This window comes from Geobacter psychrophilus (assembly GCF_056821595.1).
This window is the reverse complement of record NZ_JBXDTU010000004.1, coordinates 2999100-3024392: the sequence shown is the minus strand read 5'-3', so window position 1 is coordinate 3024392 and position 25293 is coordinate 2999100. Positions and strand designations below refer to the sequence as shown.

Genomic DNA, 25293 nt, shown 5'->3' with positions numbered 1-25293 from the left:
CTGCCTGAAAATAATTTTGCCTTTGTCGTTCTCTGTGAACCCTGTGTCCTCTGTGGCAAACGATTTTAGAAGATTTTACCGGGATTTAATATCCCCTTCGGGTCAAAGGCGTTTTTTATCCCCCGCATGACGCGGATACCCGATTCACCCACCAGCTTGGGCAGATACCTCTTCTTGGCCAGACCGACACCATGTTCGCCGGTGATGGTGCCGCCCATGGCGATGGCGGCGTCAAAGATCTCACCGAAGGCGGCGTGGGCCCGCTTGATCTCATCCTGGTCACGCTCATCGGTCAGGCAGGTGGGGTGCAGGTTGCCGTCGCCGGCATGGCCGAAGGTGCCGATGACCACGTTGTATTTCCGGGCCGATTCCTGGATAACCTTCAGCATGGCTGCGATGCAGCTGCGCGGCACAGTGGCATCCTCCAGGATGGTGGTCGGCCTGAGCCGGGCCAGGGCAGAAAGTGCGGTCCGACGGGCCTCCGTCAGCTTGAGTGCTTCAGCAGGATTCTGGGCGGTCTGGAAGAATGAACAGCGGTGTTTTTTGCAGATCTCGGCCACGCTAGCCGCCTCCTCGGCAATCACCACCGGATGCCCGTCCACCTCGATCAGCAGTACCGCATCCACGTCCAGCGGCAGACCGACATGTGCGTACTCTTCAACACACCGGATGGTGACCTTGTCGAGGAATTCCAGGGTAGCCGGGATAACCTTGGCGGCGATAATGGCCGAGACCGCCAGGGCCGCATCCTGCAGCGCCGGGAAATGGGCCAGCATGGTGATCTTGCCCTGGGGCTTGGGGATCAGCTTGACGGTGATGCCGCTAAAGAACCCCAGGGTCCCTTCTGATGAGACCAGCAGGGGGTTGAGGCTGTAGCCGGCCACGTCCTTGACCACCTTGCCGCCGGTGCGAAGCAGTTCGCCATCCGCCAGAATGGTATCCAGTCCCATGACATAGTCGGCGGTGACCCCGTACTTCAGGCCGCGCAGGCCGCCGGAGTTCTCGGCAACGTTGCCCCCCATGGTGGAGATGTTCATGCTGCCCGGATCGGGCGGATAGAACAGGCCGCGCGACTCCACCTCCCGGTGCAGGGCGCTGGTAACAACACCCGGTTGAACCGTGGCGGTCAGGTTCTCTTCATCGACCTCGATGATGCGGTTCAGGCGGCTGGTCTGAACCACCACCCCTCCGGCCGACAGGGAACCGCCCGACAAGTTGGTGCCCGATCCCCGGGGGGTGACCGTCACGCCGGTAGCGTGGCACAGGCGCATGATGCGCGAGATTTCGTCGGCAGTACCTGGCAGCAGCACCGCCCCCGGCAGGCTTTCGATCTCCGGTGTTGAGTCGTAACCGTAGACTGCCAGGGACTCACGGTCGGTCAGGGTGTACTGTCCACCCACTATCTGTTTCAACTCATTGATGAATGATGTCTCCATCGATAACCTCTCTTTGATAACTCGATGACGTTTACAGATTGATCCACCCGGACGAGAAGTTGCGGGTTCTGGCAAGGTTTCGAGACGACCCGGCGGAGGCGTAGCAGCGCTACGCCGCACAACGGGGGAGGAAGCGAAACGCCGCCAGGTTCCGCAAATCCTCGTTCGTCCTCGTTACGGTATCATCCATTGGAGGTAGTAGGCTTGTAAGTACACAATAACACCAACAACCACCGTCAGAAAGATGGAGTGTTTGAGGGTAAAGCGGAACAGCGTTCCCTCCTCACCTACCATACCACAGGCCGCGGTGGCAACGGCCAGCGATTGGGGGGAGATCATCTTGCCCATGACGCCGCCACTGGTGTTGGCCGCACCGGTCAGGATCGGATTGAGTCCGAGCTGTTCGGCAGTTGCCTTCTGCAGGCCGCCGAAAAGGACGTTGCTGGAGGTGTCCGAACCGGTCAGGAACACACCCAGCCAGCCAAGGAACGGGGCAATAAAGGGGAACCAGTGGCCGGTCTTGGTGAAGATCAGTCCCAGGCAGTTGGTCATGCCGGAGGCATTCATGACATAGGCCAGTCCGAGCACGGAAGCAACGGTAACGGCTGGAAAACGCATGTCATAGAGGGTCTTTCCGCCCAGCTTGACCACATCGCCGAATCCGACGCCGCAGATCAGGGCCGAGAGGAAGGCGGCGATCAGGATGGCGGTACCGGCAGCGGACATGAAGTTGAAGTTATACTTGGCCGGCAGCTTGATGGGAAGCTGATCGGCAAGCGCTTTGGTGAGAGGTTTGAATTGATCCTTGGCCACAATTTTATTCTTTTCCAGATCGTCTTTGACCAGCTTCTGAATATCGGCACTCTTCTTCGCAAGAACACTGAATCCGGCAGTTCGTTCTTCTGTCAGTACAGCTCCTTTACCATTCAGCCCCTGTTCAACCGGCAGGAATTTTTCTTCCAGCCCCTTCAGTTCATTCAGCATGGTGATGGCACCAACCAGCTTCGGCTCTGTTGTCGGCAGCGCTGCCAACAGCTTGTCCGCTTCCGCAGTGACTGCAGCAATCTTTTTCAGGCCTTCTTCCGGTTTGGAAACCTTTTTGACAATCATATCATTGAGTCCGGCAACCGTGATAACCACCTTGCTCTTGTCCAATTCGGCCTTGATGGAGGGGATGCCCCACAGCAGCACCATGACGGTCAGGGCCAGGTAGGGCGCCCAGGCGCGGAACACCTCGGCTACGGTATAATGATGCTGTTCCTTTGAACCGGTATGGGTCTCATGGTCGAACACATAGGTCGTCTTGGGCTGCCAGACCTGCAGCAGGGCCACCAGGGCCACCATGGATGCCAGCGACGCGGTGATATCAGGCAGGTAGGGACCGAGATAGCTGGCGGTAGCCCACTGGGAAACGGCAAAGGTCACACCGCAGACGATAATGGCCGGCAGGACTTCGATCGTCTTTTTCCAGCCGACCATGATCATGATCACGTAGAACGGGATAACAACCGAGATGAACGGCAACTGGCGGCCGACCATGGTGGAAAGCTTCATCATGCCGTCATCGCCGTAGCCCATGACCCCGGCCAGGGCCACCACCGGAATCCCGATGGCGCCGAAGGCGACCGGCGCGGTGTTGGCAATCAGGCAGACACCGGCGGCATACAGGGGCCGGAAACCGAGCCCCACCAGGGTGGCGCCGGCGATGGCCACCGGTGTACCGAATCCGGCGGCGCCTTCGATAAAGGCCCCGAAGCAGAAGGCGATCAGCAGGGCCTGGATGCGGCGGTCTCCGGTCACGCCGGCCAATGATGCCCGGATGATCTCGAACTGGCCGCCCTTGACGGTTATGTTATAGAGGAAGAGGGTCGTAATAACGATGTAGAAGACCGGGAACAGACCGAAGGCCGCGCCCTGTGCAAAGGCAAGACCGGCCAGCTTGGCCGGCATCCCCCACACAGCGATGGCAATAGCGATGGCCGAAGCGACCGCCAGAGGGCCTGCCTTGTGGGCCTTCATCTTGAGGACGGCGAGACAGACAAAGATGACGACCAGCGGGATGGCAGCAATGAGTGCTGACAGACCGAGACTGCCTCCCGCGGGGGTGTACGTTTGAATCCAGGGCATGATGTTTCTCCTTTCCATGGTAAGGGGTGAATGACAACTGTCTGTATATCTGCTTCGATTAATAAGTTAGAAATTTTTCTGCGGCTTTTTGCAGAAAAAATTTCGTTAACGCACTTATCCAGTTTATCTGGGTTCGGTTGTATGCCAGCGAGTGAATAATAATAAAATCAGGTTATGTAAATTTGTATTACCAATTATCCTGATTCGCATTTACCTGTCAATATATTTTTTTATAAATTTGTAAATGTCTGTTGACACGGGATTATTTAATGGTTTATCGTAAGTTGTAATCTGGTTTTACAAGTACGATTTTCGAAAATAATACGACCAGACAACTGATATCAGACCAATTCACAAACGATACCTGAATAAAACGTCTTTCCGGCAGGAACAAAAAGGAGACCCGACACCATGTACCAACAATTCAAAGCAAGGGCCGAAGGGGTCAGCGCAGAGGTGTACCGCTTCGAAACAAAGACCGCGGTGCTGGAATTTGTCAGGCAGTTTCTGCTGGAAGAAGGTGTTGCCGATGAGCATGGCCGTTACGCTCTCTGGGCGGAAGGCGGCTTTCTGAAGGGAATGGATCGCCAAACGCTGCCGGCGGTTCCCGGGCTGCGGTTCGAGGTCACCCGCGAGCTGGCGGCTGACGCCCGCATCGGCATCAGCCAGATGCAGTGGGCCCTGGCGGATACCGGTACACTGGTGCAGGATTCAAGCGCCATTGAAGAGCGCCTGGTATCGTCTCTCACCAGCATCCACATCGCCATTGCCCCCACAGCCGGCCTGCTGCCCGACATGCCGACCCTGCTGACCAAACTAACTCCCGACAAGAGCGGCTACATTGCCATGATCACCGGACCGAGCCGGACAGCGGATATCGAGCGGGTGCTGACCATCGGGGTCCATGGACCGGAGCGGCTGATCATCATCTTCTGCGATGCGCTGGGAGGAACGAACTAATGGCAACCGAATTCAAGGAATCCATCCATAAAGCGGTAAACGACGCCAACCTGACCGGGGCGCTGGGCAAGTTTTCCGAGGCCTACAAGGTCAACCGTGCCAAGGCCTATGAGGGCATCGATTTCGAGGAGCTGCGGGGACGCATTGCTGAACTGAAGTCCTATGCCGCCTCCCACCTGGACCTGCTCCAGGATCTGTTCGAACAGAACGCCGTGGCGCGCGGTGCCAAGGTGTTCCGAACGGATGATCCGGCCAAGGTCAGGGAATACATCCTCAAGGTCGCCCAGGATAACGGCGTCAAGACCGTGGTCAAATCCAAGTCGATGGCCACGGAAGAGATCCACCTCAATCCGTATCTGGAAAAAGCCGGCATTGCGGTCGGGGAGACCGACCTGGGGGAATGGATCATCCAGCTGGCAGGACAGACCCCCTCGCACATGGTCATGCCCGCCATCCACATGACCAAGGAGGAGGTTTCCGACCTGTTCAGCAAAGAGGTCAACGAACGCCTGACCTCCGACATCCCGCGGCTGGTCAAGGTGGCCCGCGACAAGCTGCGCCCCATGTTCCTGGAGGCCGACATGGGCATCTCGGGCGGCAACATCGCCGTGGCCGAGACCGGCAGCATCGTCCTGATGACCAACGAAGGCAATGCCCGCCTGGTCACCTCGCTGCCCAAAATTCACATCGCCCTGGTCGGCATCGAAAAACTGATTGCCAGCTATGCCGACGTCGCCACGATCCTGAAAGCCCTGCCGCGCAGCGCCACCGCCCAGCTGCTGACCAGCTATGTCTCGATCATCACCGGCCCTACCCCCAACACCGACGGATCGATGAAGGATCTGCACATCATCCTGATGGACAACCGCCGCTCCGAGATGGCGGCTGACCCCAAATTCAAGCAGGCATTGCAGTGCATCCGCTGTGCTTCCTGCCTGAACGTCTGCCCGGTCTACCGCCTGGTGGGAGGACACGTATTCGGCAAGGTCTACACCGGCGGCATCGGCACTATCCTGACGGCCTGGTTCGATGAATTGAAGAAATCAGAGGATATTCAGGGACTGTGCATCCAGTGCGGGGCCTGCAAGGACGTCTGCCCGGGCAGGATCGACATCCCCGAGCTGATCATGGAGATCAGGCGCCGTCTGGTACAGGATCAGGGGCTGCCGCTGCTGCAGAAGGCGATCTACTCCGTGGTCAACAACCGCAAGCTCTTCCACGGCATGCTGCGGGCGGCCTCCCTGGCCGGCAAGCCCTTTACCTCGGGCAAATTCGTTCGACACCTGCCCATGTTCCTGGCGGATCTGACCGATGGCCGCAGCCTGCCCGCCATTGCCGAAAAACCGTTCCGCGATCGCTTCAAGGAGATCAAGCAGCCGGCCTGCACAGAGAAGGCCGCCTTCTACGCCGGCTGCCTGATCGATTTTGCCTACCCCGAAATGGGCGAGGCCTTGGTCCGGGTACTGAACAAGGCCGGCATCCAGGTGATCTTCCCGCAGGACCAGACCTGCTGCGGCGCGCCGGCTCGCTACAACGGCGCCTACGAAACCGCGGCCGGCAACGCGGTCGACAATATCAAGGCCCTGCTGGCAGAAGACGTGACCTACGTGGTCTCGGCCTGCCCGACCTGTACCGTTGCGCTGGACCACGAGTTCATCAATACCTTCGAGAGCCTGGGGCAGACCGAATATCTGCCGAAGGCACGTGAATTGGCCTCAAAAACCATCGACTTTTCCACACTGGTCAAGCGGCTGGTGGACGAGGGACGATTGAGCCTGAAAGAGGGACAGGAGCTGGGCGCCATCACCTACCACGACTCCTGCCACCTGAAGCGGACCCTGAAGGTGTCGGAACAGCCGCGGGAACTGCTGCAGAAGGCGGGCTACGAGCTGAAGGAGATGTTCGAGTGTGACATGTGCTGCGGCATGGGGGGATCCTACTCGATGAAGCTGCCGGAGATCTCGGGACCGATCCTGCAGAGGAAGCTGAAGAACATCAAGGACACCGGCGCACCACTGGTAGCCATGGACTGCCCCGGCTGCGTCATGCAGATCAGGGGCGGCCTGGATCAGGACGGAGAAGATATCCGGGTGCGGCATACAGTGGAGTTGCTGGCGGAACAGCTGAAGGATTGAGAAGGTACATATATTTTTCAAGGAAAGGCCGGGATCTGAGTGACCCGGCCTTTTTTATATCCAAGACCAGTGGAATAAATCTGTCCCGCATTCTTTATTCAGACTGCAACATGTAGCAATAAGTAGTTTTTAAATTGGTGAAGACAAAGGTGCATGATATATTCCCGCACACTTTATACTGGAAACGACTTACTACCGATCAGAACAAAGAGTGATCACTAATCAAAAAGAGGCTATCCAATGAAATGCAGTGTAACAAATGTAGTGAAGGGTTTATTCATAGCGACTCTGGTTGCTTTGTTGGGCTGCGGAGGAAGTGGGCCTACGGGATCAGCCTCAAGCGGAGCAACGAACAGCTTGATAACAAACGTTGGCTGGCTTTACGAAAACGCTGCACCTGACAACTCCAATAACGGACCAACCTGTTATTTGAATGTTCAGGTATATTATAACAATTCCATATCCGCAGCCGACATTGATAGCTTTAACGTAACAGCGCCGAATGGTTGGCAGTGGACCATCACCTCCTCTAACAGTCAGCTGGGTACCACGAGTTACGGAACGCCTTACATTGGCGGGTGTATCTATTATGGAGCAAATCCATATACAATGCCGCTGGCGGGCACTTGGGTTTTTCAGCTCAAATTGAAGAACGGGCAGACTTCATCGTTGCAGAAAACCCTCCACGAGCCAGGCAGCTCCGCCGATGCAACGCACCAGTATCTCTATTCCGCGGAAGACTGGACCACTCCGACGGATTCATCACAGTACATCACAGCACTCCGCCGCTTCCCTTCCCAAGGGTACACCATACAATATGACTCAGCCAATGGTGGCATGATTACGTCAGATGGGCTTTCTGCAGCGAAATCTAGCTTTTTGACTGCCGAATCTCATGCCTACAACATGTTATGCTGGCTATACGATGCGAATAATCAGTATCTGGGATGCACCATTAGTGAGTTCTCTTTGGTTGATCATTCTCGAACCAACCTGATCAAAAACGGTGGAGAGCTTTATATCGTGCCGACATCCACCGTAGCGCCGAATGGCCAGGTCGATCTATCAGCAGTGAAGTACCTGAGAGTCGTCTATTATGACGGATCCCAGTATCAGCCGTCGTCCTACGGCAGTGCAGACTACCGCTCAATTTCTTCACGTATTCCCGTGAAAGATTCGCATATAGCACCACTAGTCATAGCAAGTGGTTTGGATCTTCCTACTTCAGTAGCCGTCGATGATAATAGTGTATATTTCAGTCAATTCGGTGCAGTTATGAAAGTAGACAAGCTTGGTGGGTCCGTCATCACACTTGCATCAGGTCTTAACGTCCCTTTGTCAGTAAAACTTGATTCAATGAATGTCTACTGGGTTGAGTATTATGGATTTGCTGTCAAAAAAGTCGGAAAAAATGGAGGGACCGCCACCACACTTGGGACATCTGGCAATTGTTCATCAATTGCCCTCAGCGATACCAACGTGTTCTGGCCATACATTGGCATAACAACGGTTTCCAAGAACGGCGGAACCCCCGGCATCATAGCATCAGGATTGCAAGTTATTGGCGCTTATCTCCTTGCAGTGGACTCCACAAATGTTTACTGGACCGAGTATGGAATTGCAGGGAACGTTAAAAAAGCAGGAATAAACGACGGTATTGTCACCACTCTTGCATCCAATGTCGATTATGCCGGGCCAATCGCCGTGGACTCTACAGATGTTTTTTGGATCAATGGCGGAGCTCTTAAAAAGACCGGAAAGAACGGCGGCACAATTACAACTTTAGCCGAAGCAGACGGATATGATCTGGCAATGGATTCAGTATTCGTCTACTACATCAGGTCAGGTGAATTGAGAAAAATTCCAAAGCAGGGAGGACAATTTACCACCCTTGCCAGTGTCAACGTTATTAGTCGCTGTGGCATCGCAGTTGACAACTCGCATGTTTACTGGTCAGAAGTGGGCACTGCCAGCAATAACGGATATATTAAAGCCGTGCCAAAAAATTAATTGTAATAGAGAAAAAGGACTGGTTTATCTTTGAAAGTCAAGAATGTCCTAGCTCTCGCGTTGTCTCGGGTGCAGCGATAAACATTCGCCGCACCGGTCACGCCCAAGCCGTTAATCGAAAAGAGATCAAATGAATATTAGAATAATCATCTCGGTGTGTTTTTTATTGATATTGCCGATAACTGTGGCTATCGCCGCCGAAAGTCAGAGTAAGCCACGACTAGACGATGCTGAAATTCGGCAGAAGCTAGTTGGGAAGTGGTTGGTTGATTTAAATTCCATTAGAGGCCGTACTTTAACGGGTTCATCATCCTTTTTTAATAATGGAACATGTTCGGGTGACACCATATTTAAGAGTGAGCAAAATACCAATATCAATAATAGTTATGCCTGTATTTGGGAAGTAAAGGATGGATTTTTGATTACAACAGTGACTAAAACCAACGATCCCAAGCATATACCACTTGGTTTAGTTACACAGGATTACGTAATTCGCCTTGATGTTAAACAATTTGCGTATCGAACTGACAGAGGCATGTTAGTGGTTCGTGAACGAATTATGGACAGCAATTAACCAAAACGCTAGACCTGTTCGAAAACCCGTCAGTTCAGCGCCCACACCGTTGAGCGAGGATAAGAGAGGACGAAGGCAATGAAATTTTTGTGTTTAGGCATCTGTGCCATGTGTCTTAATCTTGGCATGTACACATCAGCTATTTCAGGGTGTAAGACGATAGAACTTCCCGACAGGATTGAGATTGACTGTAGCGGAGAAGCTCTGACTGAAGATGCCATTGATGTCAAAAAAACTGAGGACAAAACTGAAGGTAAAATTAATTGGAACAATAAGAATTACAGTGAGCCAACGGAGCTTCTACAGTTGCTGGGGAATAAAGAGTTCTGGGCGTCTTTCAGCTGGAAAAAGTTTGAAGAGAGTGAATTATACAAATCGACAGAATGGCACCCACCTGGGTGGTCTGGAAATAATGGAAACAGGATAGTTACACGAACAAATACTTACACAACCGATATTAGTATTGAAAAGTTAGATATTAAAAATATGACAATATATATCCGTTCTGATGCTAAAGGGCTATTTTCCGTTTACGGTTCATCACCAAAAGATTACCGAGAGAACTATGGAGATCAGAGTGTTTCATGGGCAGACTACAAGAAATTAGTTGGCTGGTGCAATGAAAGATTCGGTGATGCGACTGTTAAAGATGAACAAACTGAGACTAAGTATAAAAACAACAGAGATACAATAGAGTCTCTTTGGGCAATTGGAAACACAGCAGTTAAGGTCAAACATTCAAAAGAAACATTCACAGGCGGAACATCTCGAAGTTTCGTTAAGCTGTCATTCGATAGAAATCTAACTGATAGTGATGGTGAAAAGTTGAATCAAAGTGCTGGTAACCAGCATGAAAAATGAGATAGTTCTCAACAAGGCGGCAGACGGGTTTCGCTAAAGCTTCACCCCTGCGCCCCCACACCGTTAGGTGAATGATGATTGAAAACATAAAAAAGCATAAAGGCACATTCTTTTTGTCATGTTGCTTTATCCTGATCGCAGTACTTTCTGCGAAGCAATATTTTTTAACGGGAAACATCACCTATCGGCATTGGGCTCTCCCTAAAAGTCCTGGATTGGTAATGAGCGGTTGGCGAGCATTAGGAGTGCTTGTTGGTGAGGCCGCAATCGGAGTTTATGGAATGTTTCTGGTGATACAAAGTAAGTCAATAAAGGCCGTTGCTGCAAAGAATAACAACAGAGATCCAGACACCTAACAACGCGGCGGCAGACGGTCTTCGCTCTGCTCCGCCGCTGCGCCTCCACGACATTGCAATCTAAAACAGACTCAGCAGCATCTTGGTCCCCATGACCAGCAGCAGCAGGGCAAACACCTTCTTAAGCTTATCAATTGGAAGCGAATGGGCCAACCGCGCACCGAACGGCGCCGTAAGGATGCTTGCCGCGGCGATCCCTACCAGTGCCGGCAGGTATACGAACCCGAAGGTATACGAGGGAAGTTCGACCGCCAGACCATTGACCAGATAACCGGCTGCTCCGGCCAGTGCGATTGGAAAGCCGATCGCCGCAGATGTGCCGACAGCGGTATGCATGGCGACATTGCACCAGATCAGAAACGGCACCGACATGCTGCCGCCGCCGATCCCTACCAGGCTGGAAACCCCGCCAATCAGCCCGCCAACGCCTGTCATCGCCACACGGCCGGGCAGCTGACGATGCGGCTTGGGCTTGATATTCAGCAGCATCTGAATGGCAACATAATACAGAAAAATGACAAAGAAAATCTTGAGAAAGCCGGTCGAAAGCTGGGCGGCGACCCATGAGCCGAAAAAGGTGCCGAGCATGATACCCGGGGAGATACGCCTGACGACAGACCAGTTGACTGCACCCCGTCCGTGATGGGCCCGCAGACTGGAGACCGAAGTGAACATGATGCTGGCCAGAGAGGTGCCGAGTGCCAGATGGAGGATATGCTCAACCGGCAATCCCTGGGCGGTGAAGATAAACGTTAAAATCGGCACGATCACCAGCCCGCCTCCGACTCCCAGCAGTCCGGCCAACACACCTGCAAACGCCCCAAGGGCAAGATACAGCAACCAAGCGGACATCCCTCTTCCCCCTCCCCCTGTAATTCCTCGTATCATACCCATCCGGCGGGTCATTATCCAGATTTATTCCATGAGCCCGGACCAGCATCATACTTACGCTGACTGCCGACCAGACATCAAACAAAAGACTGACAACGACTCCAACCTCTGGAGTCATAAAGTACAGATACAAAAAAACCGGGGGAAAATCCCCCGGTTTGAAAGGAGCACACATGGCAGTATGTGCTCTTCCTGCAATCAGACGGTGTGATTCAAAGGTTGATTTCAGCCAGTTCATCCCCCCTGTAAGGTCTCACAGCTGATTCCGGCCGACAACCGGCTCACGTCACGGGAATACACTTCTATTGCTTCCCGCATCACCTTTGAAAGACTTTTGCTGGTGCGCCTGGACATCTCATCAAGGATGGCCTTCTCTTTATCAGTGACTCGCATGGAAACGACATTGTAACGCGGGTTAAGCTTGCTATATGACATAATTCATCTCCGGGATCTTCGTACAGATTACTCGGCAACAACGGGCTCCGTATCCAGCAGGAGCTCCGGTTCCTCCGCTTCAAGGTCGGTCTCATTGTTCAGTATCTGCGCCATCCTGTTCATATCAAGTTCATTCTCCCAGCGGGAGACCACCACAGTCGCCACGCCATTGCCGATCAGGTTGGTCAGGGCGCGGGCCTCGGACATGAAACGGTCGATACCCAGAATCAGTGCTAGACCGGCGACCGGAATGGTCGGAATGGCCGCAAAGGTGGCTGCCAGGGTAATGAACCCGCTGCCGGTAACGCCGGCCGCACCCTTGGAAGTCAGCAGCAGCACCCCGAGGATGGTAAGGGTCTGGGTCATGGTCAGGGGGGTATTGGTGGCCTGGGCAACAAAGACCGCCGCCATGGTCAGATAAATGGAGGTGCCGTCCAGATTAAAGGAATAACCGGTGGGGATCACCAGGCCGACCACCGACTTGGTGCAGCCCAGGTTCTCCAGCTTGGCCATCATGCGCGGCAGAACCGATTCCGAGGATGAGGTACCCAGCACGATCAGCAGCTCCTCCTTGATATACTTGATAAACTTGAAGATGCTGAAACCGCACATCTTGGCGATGGCACCCAGGACGATGAAGACGAACAGCAGGCAGGTCAGATAAAAGCTCCCCATCAGCATGCCCAGCTTGGTCAGGGAACCGAGCCCGAATTTGCCGATCGTAAAGGCCATGGCACCGAAAGCGCCGATGGGAGCGGCCTTCATGATCACGCCCACGATACCGAACAGGACGTGCGAGACCTCGTCGATAAACTTGAAGACCACCTTGCCGCGCTCACCCAGCATGGAAAGCGCAAAACCGAACAGGATGGCAAAAAGCAGCACCTGCAGGATATCCCCTTTGGCAAAGGCATCCACCACACTGCTGGGGATGATGTTGACCAGGAAGTCGACCGTACTGTGCGACTGCGCCTTGGCGGTATAAGTCACCAGGGCCTTGGTATCCAGCTTGGAGACATCGGCATTCATGCCGACACCCGGCTGGACGACAGTGACCACCAGCAGCCCGATCGCCAGTGCCAGGGTCGAGACGATCTCGAAATACAGCAGCGCCTTGGCGCCGACCCGACCGACCTTCTTCATGTCCTCCATGCCGGCAATGCCGGTCACCACGGTACAGAAGATAACCGGCGCAATGATCATCTTGATCAGCTTGATGAAGCCATCACCCAGCGGCTTCATGGCTGCGCCGGTCTCGGGATAGAAATGACCGACACAGATACCGATGCTGATGGCGGTCAATACCTGGAAATACAGATGCTGGTAAAATCTTTTTGTCTTCATGACGTCTCCTTTTACCTGAGTTGGTTTATTTGTCGCAGCAGTGGGTTCGTGTACATGGCCGTTCAGGCAGCGGCATCCAGTGGGTAAATATGCGGACGCTCTTCCGCCCGACCTTCGTGGTGCAGGCCTTGATGCTCTCAAAATTTCCAACACAGGTATAATCATCTCCAAAGACCGGATAGGGCGTGTAGAGCAGCACCCGCTCACTTTCGTTCGGCAGCCGAACCTTCGTATCAATCCATTCCATCGCCATCGTGTATCTCCTTCCCTGAATCTCTTGTCAGGCATCTGCCGACATAATGACCTGCTTCCCAATATAACGGTATGTTAGCAATCGGGATGCCAGCACCGTAAACATTTTTGACATATTGATATTATTGTATTTATTTGTGTTTTACGATAGCAATGCAGAATAAAGAGGTATAACCGGAGGAAAGGCCGTATCTGTGGCAAATCGGTATTTATGCTGTTATTTAGGGTAGTTGAACAGCAATAACCCCGGTTATAACCATAACCAGGGTTATGACCCTTTCAGGAAAGGTATTCCGTGTATCAGGATTTGGAAGGCGGGGAAGCAGCGATGAATACAACCGGGTTTGAAAGAAAATCAGTGGGGGACGACACCGCGAAGCTTGAGGCGTTTGCTGAGGGCCGGTTGAGAGATCCCCAGCAAACGGGCCGCGATTGTCTGGTTGCCATTGGCACGTGACATGGCCTCTTCCACCAGCAGCTCAGCCGCCTCGCCGAAGGTCGGCAGGCGTTCCAGCCCGGCATACAGGTTCTGTTCGGGACTTTTGGTCAGGTCCTGAATCTGCTTCGGTTCCGGCCGCCCGATCGTCTTCTGAAACGTATCCATCGAAAGCACCCGGTCACGGTGAACACTGACGGCATTGTACACCAGGGCTTTCAACTCTCGGATGTTGCCAGGAAAACTATAGGTGGCCAGCAGCTGCAGCAGCTCGCGGGGGGGGGTCGGCTTCTTCTTGCCGAGGGCACGAGCGGCCTCTTCCAAAAAATGATCCAGCAGCGGGGGCAGGTCCGCCTTGCGCTCGCGAAGTGGCGGGACATGCACCATGTGGGTGCAGAGACGGTAATACAGGTCGCGGCGAAATGTACCGGCCGCCTGTTTAACAGACAGGTCCTGATGGGTGGCCACGACCACGCGGGCCTTGAGTCGTTTGGGCCGATCACTTCCCAGGGGGAAATACTCCCCCTCCTGAAGCAGCCGCAGCAGCTTGACCTGGGAAGCGATGCTCAGGTCGCCGATCTCATCCAGGAAAAGGGTGCCGTCGGCAGCCTCCTCGATCATGCCGCGCCGCGGCTGGTCGGCACCGGTAAAGGCCCCGCGCATGTGCCCGAAGAGCGTGTCGGCAAAGACATTGTCGTCCAGCCCGGCCACGTTCACCGCCACCAACTGCCCGCGACATCCGCTCAGGGTGTGGACCGCCTTGGCGATCTGTTCCTTGCCGACGCCGCTTTCTCCCATGATCAACAGCGGCTCGGAACTCATCGCCACCGCCTCGATATAGGAAAAGATCGCATGCATGGCCCGATCGGTAGTGACAATACCTGCAAAGGCCGCGGGGCATTTCAGCTCCCCTGACAGCATGCGGCTCGACATCTCACGGTTCTGCCGCTCCAGCTCCAGCATGCGGATGGCACGCAGCACGCCACTGACCAGCCGGTCCTCCTCGACTGTCTTGACAAAATAGTCGAAGGCACCCAGCTTGATGCAGTTGACCGCGCTTTCGATCTGGTTCATGCCGCTGATGATGATCACCGCTATCTCCGGATGCCGCTCGGCAATCATACCGAGCAATTCATCACCGGTCAGGTGCGGCATGGTCAGATCAAGCAATACCAGGCCGATCTCGTGGCTGGCCAGCAAATCCATCACCTTGCGGCTGTCCTGGCAGGTGATGATGTTGGCAATCCCGGCTGAACGCTCCAAGGTAAGACTCAGTGAGCGAAGCCAGGCCGGCTCGTCATCGACCAGAAGCACGCCTAAGTGGGGAAAGAGGGATGAATTCATCGGTCAGGTCCTTCTGCTGCAGGGTAGTGTCAGGGTGACAGTGGTGCCGCGGCCGGGGGCGGAATCAAATGCCAGTGTACCACCATGCTCTTTAACGATGGTCGCCGACACCGAAAGACCGAGACCGGTACCGCCGCTTTCACGCTTGGTGGTGAAAAACGGGTCGGTCAGATGGGGGATATGCTCCGGAGCGATCCCGCTCCCTTCATCTATCAGAGTGAGCATAACCGTTGCGGCCTCCTGGTCGTAGCAGGTGGCCAGGGAAACGCCGTGCTCCATGTCCGGCAGGGACTGGCAGGCGTTCAGGATCAGATTGACCACCACCTGTTCGATCCGTTGTGCATTGCCCTGAATTATGGGCAGATCCGGGGCGTAGCGCGTTTCGAAGCGGCCGGTGGCTGAGCGGATCGACGAGTCCACCAGACGGACGGCGGCCTGCACGACGCTGTTGAAATCGATCGGCTCGCTTGCAGCGGATGTATCCTGACGGGCAAAATCCTTCAGCTCCTCTACAATCCGCTTGATGCGGTTGGCCCCTTCCTGCATCTCCTCCAGCAGACAGGGAACTTCGTTGCGCATCCGCGAATAGGGCAGCCCGCCGAGCGTAAAATCCCCCTGCAGGCGGTAGCGCTCTTCCAGTACCTCTTCAGCATCCTGATACACCTCGCGCAGGATCGGCATATTCAGGAGGATCAGGCCATTGGGATTGTTGATCTCGTGGGCAACACCGGCAACCAGGATGCCAAGCGAGGCCATCTTGTCAGCCTGGATCAGCTTGTCCTGGTGGAGCTTCAATTCCTCCAGGGCGCGTTTTCGTTCGCTCACCTCCAGCGCCAGCTCTTCCGTGCGCTGGGCCACCCGCTTCTGGAGCGTACGCGACCAGATCACCGTGCCGGCCAGGATGAGCAGCAAGGGGCCCAGCACCATGGCCCCATACCAGACCACCTTTTCCCAGGCCACCTTGGGCGGCCCGAGAACACCCAGCCAACGGTCGTAGATTTCCTGATAGCGGCCGGTTTTCTTGAGTATGGCCAGCCCCTCGTTGAAGCGGGCCAGGAGTTCTTCATTCCCTTTTCTGACCGCATAACAGTACTTCTGGGTAGAGATGCTTTTTGCAACCGGCACCAGGTTGGAGAGCTTGTGTTCACGAATGATGTACATACCAGGCAACATGGCCAGGACAGCGTAGTCATGCTTGCCGGAAGCCAGCAGACGCAGTGCATCGGCAGGGGTATCGGTCATCACCAGGTTTTTGCTGAACCCGAGCGAGCTCAGATAATCGTGCATGATGCCGTCACGGAACACGACAATCTCCTTGCCGCGCAGACCTTCAACCGAACTGATTGGCGAGGTCTCCTTGCGGGCGAAGATGGCGTGGTTGACGATCGTGTGGGGCGGGGAAAACGAAAGCGTCCTGGTGCGCTCTTCTGAGAAGGATATTCCCTGAAGGACATCCACGGAACCATTTATGAGGGAGGTGCGCATCTCAGTCCAGCCGCCAAAGCGGAACTCAACCTGCATCCCCATAACATCGGCAATGGCCCTGGTCAAATCTACATTGTAGCCGGCAGGTTTTCCATGCTTGTCAAGAAATTCATAGGGGGGGTAATCGCGGTCACCGCCGATAACGATGATCGGTGGAGACGCCACCTCCAGTTCAAGCGCCCCTGACGTTAGAGGGAACGTCCAGAGGACAAGCAGGAACACAACGGTGGCAGTTCCAACCGGAAGGATGCGGGATATTACGTGCGGGTTAATTACAATCACGGGCCTGCTTGCTCACCTGGCTGGGAATGATGGTGGCGAAGAAACTATGGGCGTTGTGCGGAAAAACTGCGCTGGCAGCTGTCCCGCTCCGGTGATTTACTTTTTGATATGGCAGCCGCCGCACTTGGTCGGCCCCACCTCAAAGATATCGTGACATTCGACACAGGTTTTGTGGGCCCATTCCTTACCGAGGCCGGGAATCTTGCCCGGGGTCCCCTCAATCTCCACATGGCAGGCCGAGCAGAGGCCGACCTTATCGGACTGATGGCTGATATGGTTGAAGACCACACCGTTCTTCAACTGGATGATATCCGAGGCATATGCATTGGCAGCAATCAACAACAGCACGAACAGGATCCTTTTCATGCCACTCCCCCCTCCCGCTTCAGATTAAGTTTACTGCGGTCATAACATTAGCCCTGTATTTTTTCAAGCCCCTTCGCTCTGGGCCTTCAAGGCCTCCATCTGGTAATGCGCCCGCAGGGCATCGGCAATCTCGCCCATATCCCCCGCCATGATCGAATCCAGACGGTACAGGGTCAAGCCGATGCGATGATCGGTCATGCGCCCCTGGGGAAAGTTGTAGGTGCGGATACGCTCGGAGCGGTCGCCGGAACCGACCTGCTGTTTGCGGTCAGCTGCCATCTTGTCGTCCTGAGCCTGCTGGATAGTGGCAAGAATACGGGTTTTGAGAACCTTCATGGCCGTGGCCCGGTTCTTGATCTGGCTGCGTTCCTCCTGGCAGGCCACCACCGTGCCGGTCGGCAGGTGGGTAATGCGCACGGCCGAGTCGGTGGTGTTGACGTGCTGGCCGCCGGCCCCGGATGAACGGTAGACGTCGATCTTCAGATCGTCCGGCCGGATGTCGATATCCACATCCTCGGCCTCGGGCATGATCGCCACGGTACAGGCGCTGGTATGGATGCGCCCCTGGGCCTCGGTCTCCGGTACGCGCTGCACGCGGTGGGTGCCGGACTCATACTTGAGCTTGGCATAGACCCCCTCCCCTTCGACAGAGGCGATCACCTCCTTGTAGCCTCCCCGCTCCGACTCGGAACAGGAGATCATCTCTACCTTCCAGCGGTTGGCGTCGGCAAAACGGGAATACATGCGGAAAAGATCCCCGGAGAACAGGGCCGACTCGTCGCCGCCGGTTCCGGCGCGAATCTCCAGGATAACGCTCTTGTTGTCGTTGGGATCCTTGGGGAGCAGCAGCAGCTGAATATCGGCTTCAAGCTGTTCCTTCTCTGCCTCCAGCCCCTTCAACTCCTCTTCGGCCATCTCCTTCATTTCCGGGTCTGCCAGCATTTCGCGGTTATCCGCAATATCCTCGTACACCTTGCGCCAGCGGCGATAAGCCGCCACAAGGCTGCTCAGATCAGAGTGTTCGCGGGAAAGCTTGCGGAATTCCGGCTGATTGGAGATCACCGTCGGATCGGACAAAAGCGCTTCCAGTTCCTGGTAGCGCCGCTCTAATTCTTCTATCTTGTCAAACATTATTAAACCTCAAATCAGTAACAAATATGCTCCACCCTTTTTCACAGGTGGACTTGTAATCCCTAGACTACCAACCTGTCATCCGCAAAGCCGGCATTGACTTCCAGCGCCTCATCCAGCGAGCGGATGGCCACCTCCAGCTGGGCATCGTCCGGTTCGCCGGTTGTCAGGCGCTGCAGTGCCAGGCCCGGGGTGATGATCAGCTTGACCAGCGGATTGGTATCATTTTTGGCACTCCACCTGAGGAACTCGTAGGAAATGCCGGCTATCATCGGCAGCAGGATGATCCTTGATCCGGCTTTGTAGGCAAAGAGCCATTCTTTCGGGATCAGCGAAAACACCCCGATACTGACCAGCATGACAATCAGCAGGAAACTGGTGCCGCAGCGGGGGTGCAGGCGACTGTAGCGACGGACGTTTTCGATTGTCAGCTTTTCACCGGCTTCATAGGCAAAGATCGATTTATGCTCAGCCCCGTGGTACTGGAAGACCCGCTTGATATCGTTCATCTGGGAGATGCCATAGATGTAGGCGATGAATATAAGCACCCTGATGACACCGTCCACCAGGTTGAAGATGATGTTATTGTCGCCGATGACCGGTGTCATCAACTTGGTCAGGTACAACGGGAACAGGAAGAACAGGCAGATGCCGAAACCGAAGGCCACCGTCATTGTGCCGGCCATGGCCCAGGAGGAGAGTTCGCTGCCTGCCTTTTCGCCCTCTTTGTCCTTTTCCTCTTCAGTCATGGCTTCGTTGGCCGAAAAGTTGAGCGCTTTGATGCCGATGATCAGCGATGAAAACAGGGCCACGGCACCACGCAGGATCGGCAGTTTTACGATCGGGTAGCGCTCGGAAAGCGGCACGACCAGTTCTTTCCGCACCACGATCTCGCCGTTGGCACGACGGACAGCAATAGCAACGGAGCGCGGGGCACGCATCATAACCCCTTCAATAACAGCCTGCCCGCCTACATTTATTTTTTCCATTATAATCCTTGGTCCAGTTTTTTAAAGAATTCGCGCACTTCACTCGTCTGACCGCAACAGAACTGTCCTTCCGGACAAGGTCCCGCCACACATCCCGGGCCGGCCGTGCGGAAGATGACCGGAGCGACCCGTTTCACCAGGCGCAGCATCTCGTTACTCATCTCACGGATCTCCCACTGGGCACGCTGGCAGCAGCGCAGGGCAAAATAATGCAGCAGTTCCCGGGCGTTCATGGTCATGATGATCTTGGTCTCGGTGGCATTGGGCAGGATATAGCGGGCATCCTCGGCCGGAATGCCCATCTCGACCAGCTGGGCATAAGCCTTGTGCACTGTCTCGGACATGAAGGCAAAAATCTGGCGTGCTTCGGCGTTCTCGGCAATCGTGTCCGGCATGATCGAGGTAAAATGCTCTTTATGGGATACATAGCGCTGTGACTGCTGCGAAAATGAAGCGATCCGGTGACGCACCAGCTGGTGGGTAGTCACCCGCGAGATGCCCTCGATGGCAAAGGTGAAGGAGACATGTTCCAGAACCGAATGATGTCCCAGGGACATGATCTTGTCCAGGAACCGCTCGATGTCGGCCGATTCCAGTTTTTCGCGCAGCTCACCGATGGAGACCGGCGAATAGCAGAGCCGGGCGGCCAGGGCCACGGTCTGTTCCGGATTGGGGGTGTGTTCGATCAGGGTAACATTCATAGGTAAGCGTCCCGTAGTCAGGATGCAAAAAGGGGGATTTGTCCATTCGACAAAATCCCCCTCTTGCATTGCAGCTGACGTGTGCTAGAGCTGGCCGTAACGTTTTTTGAAGCGCTCGACGCGTCCGGCGGTGTCCATCAGTTTCTGTTTGCCGGTAAAGAACGGGTGGCAGGCAGAGCAGATTTCCGTATTGATTTCCTTGATGGTTGAACGGGTCTGAAACGTATTGCCGCACAGACACTTCACGGTGACATCAGAATACATCGGGTGAATTCCTTCTTTCATTTCTTCCTCCTTCAAATCGGCGCTACTCAATAATAATTAAGTGTTCGCAGTAAAGTGTAATCGTAACGACTTGGATTTTTTTTTGCAACCCTTTTTTTCTGATGCCCTATGTCAATGAAACGAGATTTTTTTGTCCTGGCAAGGCTGTCGATGGATCAGGAGGAGGCGTAGCAACGCTACGCCGCACGACTGGTCCAGAAGACTTACGCCGCCAGGGCGGAAAAAGACCGTTTCCTATTTGCTCATGGAGTCCAGGAATTCCTGGTTGCTTTTTGTCTCCGAGAGCTTGTCCAGCAGAAACTCCATGCTGTCCACCACATTCATGGGGTGGATCACCTTGCGCAGGATCCAGATCCGGTTCAGGGATACCTTTTCGATCAGAAGCTCTTCCTTGCGTGTTCCGGACTTGTTGATATCGATGGCCGGGAAGGTGCGCTTCTCCACCAGCTTGCGGTCCAGATGCAGTTCCATGTTGCCGGTGCCCTTGAACTCTTCAAAAATAACGTCATCCATCTTGCTGCCGGTATCAACCAGCGCCGTGGCGATGATCGTCAGCGAGCCACCCTCCTCGATATTGCGGGCGGCGCCGAAGAAACGCTTGGGTTTATGCAGGGCATTGGAGTCGACACCGCCGGAAAGGATCTTGCCGGATGGCGGGATAACCGTATTGTAGGCCCGCGCCAGACGGGTGATCGAGTCCAGCAGGATCACGACATCGCGCTTGTGTTCTACCAAACGTTTGGCCTTCTCGATGACCATTTCAGCCACCTGGACGTGACGGGTGGCCGGTTCATCAAAGGTTGAGGAAACGACCTCGCCGTTGACCGAGCGCTGCATATCCGTTACCTCCTCCGGGCGCTCATCGATCAGCAGCACGATCAGATAGACCTCGGGATGGTTGGCGGCAATGGAATTGGCGATATTCTGGATCAGCATGGTCTTGCCGGTACGGGGCGGGGCCACGATCAGTCCGCGCTGCCCCTTGCCGATGGGTGCCACCATCTCGACCACCCGCATGGGCAGGTTGTCATGGACCGTCTCCAGTTTGAGTTTTTCGTCGGGATACAGGGGGGTCAGGTTGTCGAACAGGATCTTGTCGCGGGCCACCTCGGGCGGCTCGAAATTGACCGTTTCGACCTTGAGCAGGGCAAAATAACGCTCACCCTCTTTGGGAGGCCTGATCTGTCCGGCAACCGTGTCACCGGTCCGCAGGTTGAAACGCCGGATCTGGCTGGGCGACACATAGATATCGTCCGGCCCGGGCAGGTAGTTGTAATCAGTGGCCCGGAGAAAACCGAAACCGTCCTGAAGGGTTTCCAGAACGCCTTCTCCAAAGATCATGCCGTTCTGCTCGGTCTGAGCATTGAGCAGGGCGAAGATCAGATCCTGCTTGCGCAGGCTGGACGCTCCTTCGATGTTGAGATCACGCGCCAGTGCATTGAGCTCATTGATCTTTTTGCCTTTCAATTCCTGTAGGTTCATCTGTTCTCCTGCATTGCCGAAACAATGGCTGAATTGCGTACGTATATGGGATGTTCGGATGTAGACGTTTGACCTCTAACGCGGAAGTTACGCGGGGAGCACCTTGACATGTAAACGTGCCGTTGAGAGAAAAAACAAAGTTCGTTGGGGTGTCCTGATAGTGGATTCGATACTGTTACAAGTTATTATGAAGGATTTGGGATCGAGTAGCAGCTATCGGATACTGATAAATACAGAGGTTGAAAGTACGTTACCTCTATTGTCTCGGGCTTGTCAACAAAAAATACACTCTAAACCCCTTGTTTAACCGTTAATTATCTTGACCCGTCCGGCAGGTAAACGCTATACATCGCGTATGACAAGATGCCTGACAATACTGCTGCCCTGGTCAATGCTCAGATGACTGCGCTGGAACTCGCCTTCCTGGCTGCACTGTGCTTTGCTGTTTCCGGCATTCCAGCCCTGTCTGCACGCGTCCCCCTGTTCCTCGGCCGCAAAATAGCCTGCAGCCTCATTTCCGCCGGGGCACTTGCCGGGCTGGCGGCCGCTGGCAGCATACTGCTCCTGGGGGGCAGTACCGAAACAATCGAAGTGGCCTGGCGCCTGCCGCTCGGCGAGATGCTGTTCCGGCTTGACCCGCTCTCGGCCTTCTTTCTTGTCCCGGTGCTGACCGTCACGTTCTGCATCTCCCTGTATGCCTGCGGCTACTGCGCCACTACAACGGAAAACCGTGGAGAAAGCCTGCTCACCCTGTATCTGGGACTGGTCGCTGCCGCCATCATCATGCTGCTGATCTCAGCCAGCCTGATCAACCTTCTGATCTTCTGGGAGGCCATGGCCGTGCTTGTATTTCTTGCCATGTGCCTGGAACATGGCCGCTCCGAGGTACGTGAGGCAGGCATTCACTACCTGGTTGCCAGCCACGTCTCCACGATCTCACTGTTTGTACTCTGTGTGCTGCTCTCACGCAGCGGCAGCTTCGCATTTCCGCTGGTCGGCAGCCTTGACCCGACAGCCCCGGCCTCACTGGGGATCCTGCTGACGGCCCTGATCGGATTCGGATTGAAGGCCGGCATCATGCCGCTGCATATCTGGCTGCCCAGCGCCCACGCCAATGCCCCCAGCCACATCTCGGCCATCATGTCGGGGATCGTTATAAAAATGGGGATATACGGACTGCTGCGCGTGATATCCTTTTACACGACCCCGCCTCTGTGGTGGGGCATACTCTTCCTCGGCCTGGGCATCCTATCAGCCGTTGCCGGCGTGCTGTTTGCCATCGGCCAGCATGATCTCAAACGCCTGCTGGCCTACCACAGCATCGAAAACATCGGGATCATCGTCATGGGAATCGGCGTGGCACTGATCGGGCTCTCGACCGGCAACCAGATTCTGTTCGTACTCGGCATGGCCGGGGCACTGCTGCATGTGCTCAACCACGCGCTCTTCAAATCACTGCTGTTCCTGGGGGCAGGTGCGATTATCCACATGGCCGGTACTCGGGAAATCGACCGGATGGGCGGGTTATCGCGAGCACTTCCACTGACCTCCGTGATGTTTCTGATCGGGGCCGTGGCCATCTGCGGACTGCCGCCACTCAATGGCTTTGTCAGCGAATTCCTGGTCTACCTCGGCATATTCAAAGGCTTCGGTACGACCTCCGGAGGTGCGGCCGCCTTTCTGGCGCTGGCCGCCCCGGCACTGGCCCTGACCGGCGGTCTGGCGTTAGCCTGTTTCGTCAAGGTCTACGGCGGTGTTTTCCTGGGTGAACCCCGTATGAATTTGCCGAAGCCGCACGAAAATCCGGCCATGACATCTGCCATGGCGATCCTGGCCGGATTCTGCATACTGATCGGTGTGCTGCCAACTCTCGCAATCAGACTGGTAGAACCGGTCATCAGCAGCATCGTTCCGCAACACGTAACCGTATTGCCATCCATTCAAACCACCGCCCATCTCTACGGGCTGAGTATTGCTGCAGCCATCCTGATCCTGGCCATCATCCTGTTGATCGTATTCTATGTTCATCGTCTCAAATCGACACCGGTCGGAGAAAGCGGCACCTGGGACTGCGGCTATGCCGCCCCCTCCTCCAGCATGCAATACACCGCATCCTCCTTTGCCGAGATGCTGGTGCATATCTTCAGCGGGGTTCTGAAACCCGACCGGCATGAACCAACTGTCAGCGCTCTATTTCCGGCACCGGAACACTTCCACTCGCATGTCCCCGAGGTCGTGCTAGAAAAAGGCATCCTGCCGTTCTTTGCCGCCACAGACCGGCTACTGGCAGTGATCCGACGACTGCAGAACGGTCAGCTCAACCGCTATATCCTGTATATCTTCGCGGCCCTGATCGTACTGCTGGCGCTGTCAGATTTCCTGTAAACAGCAACAAACTCCGGCTGCATAAAGAAAGGATTTACGTGAAAGGGCAAAGTCTTATCGCTTCAATCGGCAACACTCCCGTCGTGGCAATTTCCTGCATCAATCCCAATCCGCGGGTAACCATCCTGACCAAACTGGAGGGCAACAATCCAGGCGGCTCGGTCAAAGACCGGCCTGCCCGGCAGATGATTCTGGCCGCCGAGCAGAGCGGTGAGCTGACCTGCGATAAGGTCATTCTGGAACCGACCTCGGGCAACACCGGCATTGCCCTGGCCATGATCGCCGCAGCCCGCGGCTACCGCATCAAACTAGTCATGCCGGCCTGTGTCAGTGTAGAGCGCCGCTCCGTACTGGAGGCCTACGGCGCCGAGATCGTGCTTTCTCCGGGGTGTGAAGCCACCGACGGCGCCATCCGCCTGGCCCACAAAATCCACGACGCGGATCCGGACACTTACTACATGCCCAACCAGTACGCCAATCCCAACAATGTGCTGGCCCATTATGAAACAACCGGCCCGGAAATCCTGCGCCAGACCGGCGGAACAGTCACCCACTTCGTTGCCGGCATGGGTACCGGCGGCACCTTGATGGGGCTGTCCCGCTTTTTCAGGGAATTCAAGCCGGAGGTCAGCGTAATCGGCATCGAACCGGTGCTGGGGCACAGGATCCAGGGGCTCAAAAACATGCGCGAGGCCATCGTACCACCGATCTATGATGAGACCGCCCTGACGAGCAAGATCGTGATCGAAGATGATCTGGCGTTTGAAACCGCGCGGAAGCTGGCGATCCATGAAGGCATCTTCTGCGGCATGTCAGGCGGTGCCGCCGTTGCTGGCGCGCTGCAGCTTGCCGATGGGCTTGAGTCGGGCACGATTGTAGTGATCATCCCCGACCGGGGCGACCGCTACCTGAGCACCAACCTGTTCAAATCAGTCTGCGCCGACTGCCCGCCCTGACGCTCATTCTTGACCGGAAGACACATACCTGCTATTTTAACAATTCTTTGTAATCCACTCTCCTGTCGGA

The 25293-nt window shown here is 55.2% G+C and carries 22 protein-coding genes; 8 read left to right on the top strand and 14 right to left on the bottom strand.

Annotated features, from left to right (window positions below; translation table 11 throughout):
* Positions 1 to 65: 65 nt before the first annotated feature.
* Together ACOCF6_RS16490 and ACOCF6_RS16485 are read right to left on the bottom strand one after the other, a co-directional pair.
* The gene (locus ACOCF6_RS16490; RefSeq protein WP_482461423.1) at positions 66 to 1436 is read right to left on the bottom strand and encodes an FAD-binding oxidoreductase; all 1371 of its coding nucleotides are present in this window, start codon (positions 1434 to 1436) and stop codon (positions 66 to 68) included.
* Between the two features lie 174 nt (positions 1437 to 1610).
* Positions 1611 to 3563: an L-lactate permease gene (locus ACOCF6_RS16485; RefSeq protein WP_482461422.1), complete on the bottom strand. Its 1953-nt coding sequence runs from the start codon at positions 3561 to 3563 to the stop codon at positions 1611 to 1613.
* 411 nt (positions 3564 to 3974) lie between these two features.
* Here ACOCF6_RS16485 and ACOCF6_RS16480 point away from each other — a divergent pair, with 411 nt between their 5' ends.
* From ACOCF6_RS16480 to ACOCF6_RS16455, 6 genes are all read left to right on the top strand, one after another.
* On the top strand, positions 3975 to 4523 hold the full coding sequence (locus ACOCF6_RS16480) for a LutC/YkgG family protein (RefSeq protein WP_482461421.1): 549 nt from the start codon (positions 3975 to 3977) through the stop codon (positions 4521 to 4523).
* The gene (ldhH, locus tag ACOCF6_RS16475; RefSeq protein WP_482461420.1) at positions 4523 to 6658 is read left to right on the top strand and encodes an L-lactate dehydrogenase (quinone) large subunit LdhH; all 2136 of its coding nucleotides are present in this window, start codon (positions 4523 to 4525) and stop codon (positions 6656 to 6658) included. Before ACOCF6_RS16480 ends, ldhH begins: the two co-directional genes overlap by 1 nt.
* A gap of 240 nt (positions 6659 to 6898) precedes the next feature.
* Positions 6899 to 8668: a hypothetical protein gene (locus ACOCF6_RS16470; protein ID WP_482461419.1), complete on the top strand. Its 1770-nt coding sequence runs from the start codon at positions 6899 to 6901 to the stop codon at positions 8666 to 8668.
* A gap of 130 nt (positions 8669 to 8798) precedes the next feature.
* Positions 8799 to 9242: a hypothetical protein gene (locus ACOCF6_RS16465; RefSeq protein WP_482461418.1), complete on the top strand. Its 444-nt coding sequence runs from the start codon at positions 8799 to 8801 to the stop codon at positions 9240 to 9242.
* A 78-nt stretch (positions 9243 to 9320) separates the two neighbouring features.
* On the top strand, positions 9321 to 10103 hold the full coding sequence (locus tag ACOCF6_RS16460; RefSeq protein WP_482461417.1) for a hypothetical protein: 783 nt from the start codon (positions 9321 to 9323) through the stop codon (positions 10101 to 10103).
* A gap of 74 nt (positions 10104 to 10177) precedes the next feature.
* Positions 10178 to 10459, top strand: a complete 282-nt coding sequence (locus ACOCF6_RS16455) for a hypothetical protein (protein ID WP_482461416.1) — start codon at positions 10178 to 10180, stop codon at positions 10457 to 10459.
* Positions 10460 to 10519: 60 nt separating this feature from the next.
* Here ACOCF6_RS16455 and ACOCF6_RS16450 read toward each other — a convergent pair whose 3' ends face one another.
* The 12 genes from ACOCF6_RS16450 to rho form a co-directional block, all read right to left on the bottom strand.
* The gene (locus tag ACOCF6_RS16450) at positions 10520 to 11311 is read right to left on the bottom strand and encodes a sulfite exporter TauE/SafE family protein (protein WP_482461415.1); all 792 of its coding nucleotides are present in this window, start codon (positions 11309 to 11311) and stop codon (positions 10520 to 10522) included.
* Between the two features lie 273 nt (positions 11312 to 11584).
* Entirely contained in the window at positions 11585 to 11785 is a 201-nt protein-coding gene (locus tag ACOCF6_RS16445) for a ribbon-helix-helix protein, CopG family (protein WP_482461414.1), read from the bottom strand.
* 27 nt (positions 11786 to 11812) lie between these two features.
* Positions 11813 to 13129: a dicarboxylate/amino acid:cation symporter gene (locus tag ACOCF6_RS16440; protein ID WP_482461413.1), complete on the bottom strand. Its 1317-nt coding sequence runs from the start codon at positions 13127 to 13129 to the stop codon at positions 11813 to 11815.
* 25 nt (positions 13130 to 13154) lie between these two features.
* The gene (locus ACOCF6_RS16435) at positions 13155 to 13382 is read right to left on the bottom strand and encodes a DUF551 domain-containing protein (protein WP_482461412.1); all 228 of its coding nucleotides are present in this window, start codon (positions 13380 to 13382) and stop codon (positions 13155 to 13157) included.
* 354 nt (positions 13383 to 13736) lie between these two features.
* Entirely contained in the window at positions 13737 to 15161 is a 1425-nt protein-coding gene (locus ACOCF6_RS16430; RefSeq protein WP_482461411.1) for a sigma-54-dependent transcriptional regulator, read from the bottom strand.
* 3 nt (positions 15162 to 15164) lie between these two features.
* Positions 15165 to 16928, bottom strand: a complete 1764-nt coding sequence (locus ACOCF6_RS16425; RefSeq protein ID WP_482461410.1) for a transporter substrate-binding domain-containing protein — start codon at positions 16926 to 16928, stop codon at positions 15165 to 15167.
* Positions 16929 to 17024: 96 nt separating this feature from the next.
* Complete coding sequence (locus ACOCF6_RS16420; RefSeq protein ID WP_482461409.1) at positions 17025 to 17294, bottom strand: cytochrome c3 family protein; 270 nt, start codon at positions 17292 to 17294, stop codon at positions 17025 to 17027.
* Positions 17295 to 17357: 63 nt separating this feature from the next.
* Positions 17358 to 18425, bottom strand: coding sequence for a peptide chain release factor 1 (gene prfA, locus ACOCF6_RS16415; protein WP_482461408.1), 1068 nt, complete (start codon positions 18423 to 18425; stop codon positions 17358 to 17360).
* Positions 18426 to 18487: 62 nt separating this feature from the next.
* Entirely contained in the window at positions 18488 to 19414 is a 927-nt protein-coding gene (locus tag ACOCF6_RS16410) for a DUF1385 domain-containing protein (RefSeq protein ID WP_482461407.1), read from the bottom strand.
* Positions 19414 to 20115, bottom strand: a complete 702-nt coding sequence (gene thyX, locus ACOCF6_RS16405) for an FAD-dependent thymidylate synthase (RefSeq protein WP_482461406.1) — start codon at positions 20113 to 20115, stop codon at positions 19414 to 19416. The genes ACOCF6_RS16410 and thyX overlap by 1 nt, the downstream gene beginning before the upstream one ends.
* A gap of 84 nt (positions 20116 to 20199) precedes the next feature.
* Positions 20200 to 20400, bottom strand: coding sequence for a 50S ribosomal protein L31 (rpmE, locus tag ACOCF6_RS16400; RefSeq protein ID WP_482461405.1), 201 nt, complete (start codon positions 20398 to 20400; stop codon positions 20200 to 20202).
* Positions 20401 to 20634: 234 nt separating this feature from the next.
* Positions 20635 to 21882: a transcription termination factor Rho gene (gene rho, locus ACOCF6_RS16395; protein ID WP_482461404.1), complete on the bottom strand. Its 1248-nt coding sequence runs from the start codon at positions 21880 to 21882 to the stop codon at positions 20635 to 20637.
* 363 nt (positions 21883 to 22245) lie between these two features.
* Between rho and ACOCF6_RS16390 the strand changes: the two genes are divergently transcribed.
* Positions 22246 to 24267: a proton-conducting transporter transmembrane domain-containing protein gene (locus tag ACOCF6_RS16390; protein ID WP_482461403.1), complete on the top strand. Its 2022-nt coding sequence runs from the start codon at positions 22246 to 22248 to the stop codon at positions 24265 to 24267.
* Between the two features lie 38 nt (positions 24268 to 24305).
* A complete protein-coding gene (locus ACOCF6_RS16385; protein WP_482461402.1) occupies positions 24306 to 25223 on the top strand; it encodes a PLP-dependent cysteine synthase family protein in 918 nt (305 codons plus the stop codon).
* Positions 25224 to 25293: the final 70 nt, after the last annotated feature.